Annotated in this window: 8 protein-coding genes; 2 read left to right on the top strand and 6 right to left on the bottom strand. The window is 35.5% G+C overall.

What is annotated here, in order from left to right; all coding sequences use genetic code 11:
* The first annotated feature begins 453 nt into the window (after positions 1 to 453).
* Positions 454 to 810, top strand: a complete 357-nt coding sequence (locus AC1DMU_RS21130; protein ID WP_000025063.1) for a YgzB family protein — start codon at positions 454 to 456, stop codon at positions 808 to 810.
* Positions 811 to 1,009: 199 nt separating this feature from the next.
* On the opposite strand, the gene perR is transcribed toward AC1DMU_RS21130, so the two are convergent.
* The 6 genes from perR to AC1DMU_RS21100 form a co-directional block, all read right to left on the bottom strand.
* Positions 1,010 to 1,438 (bottom strand): peroxide-responsive transcriptional repressor PerR, encoded by a 429-nt coding sequence (gene perR / locus AC1DMU_RS21125; RefSeq protein WP_000237831.1) that lies wholly within the window; start codon positions 1,436 to 1,438, stop codon positions 1,010 to 1,012.
* Between the two features lie 298 nt (positions 1,439 to 1,736).
* On the bottom strand, positions 1,737 to 2,192 hold the full coding sequence (gene bcp / locus AC1DMU_RS21120) for a thioredoxin-dependent thiol peroxidase (RefSeq protein ID WP_060486952.1): 456 nt from the start codon (positions 2,190 to 2,192) through the stop codon (positions 1,737 to 1,739).
* A gap of 43 nt (positions 2,193 to 2,235) precedes the next feature.
* Positions 2,236 to 2,640: a potassium channel family protein gene (locus tag AC1DMU_RS21115; protein WP_000964347.1), complete on the bottom strand. Its 405-nt coding sequence runs from the start codon at positions 2,638 to 2,640 to the stop codon at positions 2,236 to 2,238.
* Between the two features lie 72 nt (positions 2,641 to 2,712).
* Positions 2,713 to 3,498, bottom strand: coding sequence for an ABC transporter permease (locus tag AC1DMU_RS21110; protein ID WP_000639385.1), 786 nt, complete (start codon positions 3,496 to 3,498; stop codon positions 2,713 to 2,715).
* A gap of 4 nt (positions 3,499 to 3,502) precedes the next feature.
* Positions 3,503 to 4,294, bottom strand: coding sequence for an ABC transporter permease (locus AC1DMU_RS21105; protein WP_000521517.1), 792 nt, complete (start codon positions 4,292 to 4,294; stop codon positions 3,503 to 3,505).
* Positions 4,287 to 5,300, bottom strand: coding sequence for an ABC transporter ATP-binding protein (locus tag AC1DMU_RS21100; protein WP_000843640.1), 1,014 nt, complete (start codon positions 5,298 to 5,300; stop codon positions 4,287 to 4,289). The genes AC1DMU_RS21105 and AC1DMU_RS21100 overlap by 8 nt, the downstream gene beginning before the upstream one ends.
* A gap of 128 nt (positions 5,301 to 5,428) precedes the next feature.
* On the opposite strand from AC1DMU_RS21100, the gene hemL reads away from it, so the two are divergent.
* Positions 5,429 to 6,727, top strand: coding sequence for a glutamate-1-semialdehyde-2,1-aminomutase (gene hemL, locus AC1DMU_RS21095; RefSeq protein WP_000673249.1), 1,299 nt, complete (start codon positions 5,429 to 5,431; stop codon positions 6,725 to 6,727).
* The last annotated feature ends 77 nt before the right edge of the window (positions 6,728 to 6,804 follow it).

Genomic DNA, 6,804 nt, shown 5'->3' with positions numbered 1-6,804 from the left:
TATTAGGCACGCCGCCAGCGTTCATCCTGAGCCAGGATCAAACTCTCCAATAAAGTTAGTTTGTCTAGCATCTAAAAATAAAAATTGACGTTTCACGTTGTTTGTTTCGTTCAGTTTTCAAAGAACTACTCGGTCGCTCATTTGCGACTTCCTTATGTTAACATCTTCGTTTTTCGATGTCAACTAAGTTTTTTAATTTCTTTTTTGTCGTTTTCTGCATTTCCGCATCAGCGACGGTTATTAATATATCATGTAGTATATAAGGGGTCAATACTTTTTATAAAAAAAATTCACATCCCGTTAAAATCTTAAAACCATGTTCCAAAAATCATTATAGTCTCCCTTCATTCTGCATCATACTCCATATCTCATATCTTATCGGTTTATCACGTTTACGAACGAGTGAAAATTCTAAATTTTATGTTATATTATTATTATAGGAGTGTGATGCAAATGAGCATTAAGTATTCGAACAAAATCAATAAAATCCGGACCTTTGCATTAAGTTTAGTATTTATCGGCCTCTTCATTGCATACTTAGGTGTCTTTTTCCGTGAAAACATTATTATTATGACAACATTTATGATGGTTGGCTTTTTAGCTGTTATCGCTAGTACTGTCGTTTACTTTTGGATTGGCATGTTATCTACTAAAACTGTACAAATTATTTGTCCAAGCTGCGATAAGCCGACCAAAATGCTCGGTCGTGTCGACGCATGTATGCATTGCAACCAACCTTTAACAATGGATCGAAATCTAGAAGGAAAAGAATTTGATGAGAAATATAATAAGAAGAGCTATAAATCATAGGCATATATAGGTACAATGTGCCCTTACAAAACTAAACGTTAAAAGGTGATTTCTTTGTTAAGAAATCACCTTTTGTATTTATCTTTAATTAAATTAGGTTCTTCACTGAACGTTTTAAATCCTCCTGAACCTAACGTAATTCCCATATATAATAAAGAAAGAGGGAGACGTTTACGTCTCCCTCTTTCTTTATTATATATTACGCCTTATGACACTCTGGACAAACGCCATAAATTTCTAAGCGATGACTATTAATAACGAAGCCTGTCGTTTTCGCAGCTTCCTCTTCAAGCTGTTCCAAACCTCCATAAGGAAAATCAACAATCTTACCACATTTTTCGCAAATCACATGATAATGTTGACTTGTAACATAATCAAATCTACTTGAAGCGTCTCCATAAGTTAATTCCTTTACAAGTCCAACCTCTTTAAATACACGTAAGTTATTATAGACAGTTGCAACACTCATATTTGGAAACTTACCTTCTAATGCTTTATAAATGTCATCCGCTGTTGGGTGCGTCATAGATTCCACAAGGTACTCTAAAATAGCATGACGCTGTGGAGTAATGCGTACACCCGTATTTTTCAGCATTTCTAGCGCTTCTTTTAATTCTTCTTTGACCACCGTCATGCACCCCGATTCTATACGGATTATTATTTTATAATTCTTATAAAGAGTGTACTCCTTTTCTTATAAATCGTCAATATTTCTACTATAAGTATGTGGTTTATTTTTGTATATAGCCTTATTCTTATATATCCTTCCCCATTTTCTATACATTTACATAGAAAAAAAGTGCGACATAATCGCACTTGGAATACTATCATCTGAGGAGGTATGCCCTACACTTCACTTTATGTAAGACGATAAAATATGTATAGACACTCGCCTTACTTCTATATATTTTATCTCCACAATGAATTTACTTTATATAAGAAAGAACCTCTTCAGTATGTCCCTTCACTTTCACTTTACGCCACTCTTTTACAAGCTCACCGTCTTTATTAATAAGGAATGTAGAACGCTCGATTCCCATATACTCTTTTCCAAAGTTCTTTTTCAATTTCCAAACATCGTATAATTCCGCTACCTTATGATCTTCATCTACTAAAAGTACAAATGGAAGCTCATGCTTCTCAATGAATTTCAGATGTCTGTTCGCTGAATCAGGACTTACACCAAGAATAACTGTATCTTTCTCTTGAAATAATCCATACGCATCGCGAAAATCACATGCTTCAGTTGTACACCCTGGAGTCATATCTTTCGGATAAAAATATAGCACTACGTTTTTACCACGAAAATCAGCTAAGCGAACTTGTTCCCCGTTACTTCCCTCTAATGTAAATTCTGGAGCCATTTCTCCTACTGTGATCATTGTTATCACTCCTACTCTTTTCTTTACTATATCAAATGCTATCTTATTTTTCATTGTCTATTACAGACCTCATTACAAAAGCAAACGGTAATGTATATCCAATTAGCGCTTCTGCAATCGCAATCCATCTCCCTATTCCAATCGGAGCTATATCACCGTACCCAACGGACAATAAAGTAACTGCGCTAAAATATAAGCAAATTTCTACAAGTTGAAAAGATTGGGCATGCAAGCTTTCTCCATCTTCTTTCAAAACTGCAAAACCCATTTCTTCTAATACAACATAACTTAACCCAAACGCAATCAATACCGTTGTATAAATTAAAAATAAGGAGGCTAAATTATAAAGCGAAAAGAAACGCCTAGAATCTGAATATGAACTCCATAACAATTGGACACTTCTCAAAATAGCAATTGCTGCAATTAATAGAATAAATCCCCATAACATGTCCTCCACCTCATTTTATATGTATGAGACGGCCATTGGATTTATCCCTTAGAAACAAACAAGCTTCTATAATTAATTCCCAGCACCACGGTACCTTTTTACCCCTTGATTCCAAAGAGTAATTGCAATCGTAAAACAGATAACACCAACGAATGGTGTTGCAAATGCATAGCTATTCCACTCTGTTTTTCTTAAAAAGTATGCTGCTGGATACACTCCGACAAACGCAAATGGTAAAACAAACGTTAAAATGAAGCGAATCACACGGTTATAAATGTTAACAGGATAGCGACCATAGTTACCTATGTTATACATTAGCGGCATAATTGAACTTTTCGCATCCGACCAAAAACCAAGGCTCGCAAGCGTAACAAATATCCCTCCGTATACAAGTGCTCCTCCTCCTACCATCAGTAAGAATAAGAAGAAATCGTACCAGTAAAAAGATAATTGCAGCTCCACTGCTGCATATCCCATTACAATTATTCCTGTAATCGCTCCAATTAAAGATTCCAGTTCCATTCTTTCTAATATAATTTGAAATAAACTATGAATCGGTCTCGTTAATATACGATCCATTTCTCCTTTAATAATGTAACGATCATTAAAGTCCCATATGTTAAAGAAAGCTGAGAAAATGGCAAACGGCACTAAAAAGAAACCATAAATAAAGATTACTTCTTCTCTACTCCAGCCCTTTAATGCTTGTGTATGCCCAAACACAACGAGAATAAAGATTAAATTAACAGCCTGTAGTGCTAAATCAGAAAGTAATCCAACGATAAAATCGCCCCGATACTCCAATTTTGTTTTTATATATTGGCTTGCATATTGCAAAAATAGGTTTATATATATCATCTCATCATCCCCCTTGTACAATTAGACGTTTTCTCGCCGTTCTCCACATGAGTACAATTGGAATAATAAGTACAATTGCCCAAATTACTTGGAATAATAATGCCTCATACAATTTACTTCCTTGTATACCTTCTGAAAAAATCATACTCGGAATATAACTAATCGCCTGAAACGGTAAAAACATCATTGCCTTTTGGGCCCATAACGGATAAAAACTAATTGGTAATAATAGACCTGAAAATAAATCAATAACGACACGTTTCGCATACATAATTCCACTATTATTAAATAGGAAGAACGTGAGCATTCCCGTCATTAAATTAATTTGTGTATTAATAATAAAACTAAATATTAAAGATAAGAAGAAATATAACCACGTTTGAAAATTCGTTGTAATTTGCAATGAAAATAATAAGGTAACGATAACCATACCTGGAATTGAAAAGAAAGCAAAACGAAATATTCCTTCACCAAGACCTTGCATCACTTTCATGCCTAAATAGTTATATGGACGAATGAGTTCTACTGCTACACGTCCTTCTTGAATCTCCATCGCAATTTCCCTGTCTATATTATTAAAATAAAAAGCACGTGCCATCCACGCAATTGCGATATAAGTAGTCATTTGCGAAATAGATAAACTTTCAATATTCTCTTTTCCACTATAAATTGCTTGCCATAAAAAATAATACGCACCGATATTAATTGTATAAATTAAAATCCCACTATAATAGTTTGTACGATACGCAAGCATCATTAAAAAGCGAATCCGAATCATTTCAATGTACTTACCCATGTTTAATACCTTCTTCATAAATGTTACGAATAATTTCCTCTGTAGATACTTCGTTAATTTTTAAATCTTTAATTTGAAAGGCTTGTACTACTTTAGAAATAAGCATTGAAATGATAACTTCTTCATTCGGTATTTTTGCAACCCACGCGTTTTCCTCTTTCGCTTTCGACCAAACGACATGACTATCTGGCATAACCATTGATAAAGCCTGATAGGAAACTGGTGCAATAAATTGAAAATGGATTTCCTTCTCTGCTCCCCACTGTGTACGAAGATTATTTAAAGAACCGTCATACATAATATTTCCTTCATCCAGCATGATAACGCGCTCACATAAAGCTTCAATATCAGTAATATCATGGGTTGTTAATAAGATTGTTGTTTTATAACGTTCATTCATTTCTTTTAAAAATTCACGTATTTTTAATTTCACAAGAACATCCAACCCAATTGTTGGTTCATCTAAAAATAATAACGGTGGATTATGAATTAATGCTGCCGCTAATTCACAACGCATTCTTTGACCTAGAGATAACTTTCGAACTGGCTTATCTAATAAAGGACCAATATCTAACGTTTCAATCACGTGTTCCATATGCTCTTTATACTGAGCGTCTGATACACCGTACACTTTTTTTAATAAACGAAAAGATTCTTGTACAGCAATATCCCACCAAAGTTGTGAGCGTTGACCGAAAACAACACCAATTGTTCTTACGAATTCTTCTCTCTGCTTATGCGGGTTCATCCCATTTACTAAAATTTCTCCTGATGTCGGAGTCAAAATCCCCGTAAGCATTTTAATAGTTGTTGATTTACCAGCACCGTTCTCACCGATATATCCAACCATTTCACCTTGTTTCACATTAAAAGATACATCATTTACTGCTGGTACTATTTTATAATTACGATTTAATAAATCGCGAAAAGCACCCTTTAATCCCGGACGACTTGAATAGGCTGTAAACTCTTTACGTAACCCTTGTACCTCAATTACCGATTTCATAATCGGACCCCCCTTCCTAAATGTCACAACGAATAGTTTACCCAACTGCCTTCTCTATCACAAACAATACGTCTTTTCGAAAAACATGTTAGAATAATACATAGATTTTTGTAAGGAGATGAATTGTAGTGAAATTCACAAAATCAGAAGCATTACATAAAGAAGCTTTAGAACATATCGTTGGTGGCGTTAATAGTCCTTCTCGTTCTTTTAAAGCAGTTGGCGGCGGCGCTCCTGTTGCTATGGAACGTGGAAAAGGTGCTTATTTCTGGGATGTAGACGGAAATAAATATATCGATTATTTAGCAGCATACGGTCCTATTATTACTGGACATGCTCACCCGCACATTACAAAAGCAATTACAACAGCTGCTGAAAATGGTGTACTTTACGGAACACCAACAGCACTAGAAGTAAAATTTGCAAAAATGTTAAAAGAAGCAATGCCTGCATTAGATAAAGTCCGCTTCGTAAACTCTGGTACTGAATCAGTAATGACAACAATTCGTGTCGCTCGTGCTTACACAGGCCGCACAAAAATTATGAAATTTGCTGGTTGTTACCACGGTCATTCTGATTTAGTACTTGTAGCAGCTGGATCTGGCCCTTCTACGCTAGGAACTCCTGACTCAGCCGGTGTACCACAAAGTATCGCTCAAGAAGTTATTACCGTTCCATTTAATAATGTAGAAACTTTAAAAGAAGCATTAGATAAATGGGGACATGAAGTAGCAGCTATCCTTGTAGAACCGATTGTTGGAAACTTCGGTATTGTAGAGCCAAAACCTGGCTTCCTTGAGAAAGTGAATGAACTTGTTCACGAAGCTGGTGCACTAGTAATTTATGATGAAGTTATTACTGCTTTCCGCTTCATGTACGGTGGTGCTCAAGACTTACTTGGCGTAACACCAGACTTAACAGCGCTTGGTAAAGTTATTGGCGGCGGACTTCCGATCGGTGCTTATGGTGGTAAGAAAGAAATTATGGAACAAGTTGCCCCGCTCGGACCTGCATATCAAGCTGGTACAATGGCAGGAAATCCTGCTTCTATGGCATCCGGTATCGCTTGTCTAGAAGTTCTTCAACAAGAAGGTCTTTATGAGAAATTAGATGAACTTGGTGCGATGCTTGAAAAGGGAATTTTAGAGCAAGCTGCAAAACATAATATCGATATTACATTAAACCGACTAAAAGGTGCTTTAACTGTATACTTCACAACAAATACAATTGAAGATTACGATGCAGCACAAGATACAGACGGTGAAATGTTCGGTAAATTCTTCAAGCTTATGCTTCAAGAAGGAGTTAACTTAGCACCTTCTAAATACGAGGCATGGTTCTTAACGACAGAACATACAAAAGAAGATATCGAATATACAATTGAAGCTGTAGGCAGAGCATTCGCTGCTTTAGCGGATAATAAATAATCCCTTCATTAAAAAGGAAAAAAGAAAGCACATCTTTCTTTTTTCCTTTTTTCTATTTCATAAATCCCTTATTAATA

It is taken from the genome of Bacillus sp. 01N45 (assembly GCF_056399205.1).
The sequence above is the reverse complement of the archived record's forward strand: the minus strand, read 5'-3'. Positions and strand labels throughout refer to the sequence as shown.

Bases quoted from the DNA above. Each gene is read 5' to 3' on its own strand.
- AC1DMU_RS21130 (WP_000025063.1), top strand. From the start codon at position 454: ATGAGCATTAAGTATTCGAACAAAATCAATAAAATCCGGACCTTTGCA.
- bcp (WP_060486952.1), bottom strand. From the start codon at position 2,192: ATGATCACAGTAGGAGAAATGGCTCCAGAATTTACATTAGAGGGAAGT.
- AC1DMU_RS21115 (WP_000964347.1), bottom strand. From the start codon at position 2,640: ATGTTATGGGGATTTATTCTATTAATTGCAGCAATTGCTATTTTGAGA.
- AC1DMU_RS21110 (WP_000639385.1), bottom strand. From the start codon at position 3,498: ATGATATATATAAACCTATTTTTGCAATATGCAAGCCAATATATAAAA.
- AC1DMU_RS21105 (WP_000521517.1), bottom strand. From the start codon at position 4,294: ATGGGTAAGTACATTGAAATGATTCGGATTCGCTTTTTAATGATGCTT.
- AC1DMU_RS21100 (WP_000843640.1), bottom strand. From the start codon at position 5,300: ATGAAATCGGTAATTGAGGTACAAGGGTTACGTAAAGAGTTTACAGCC.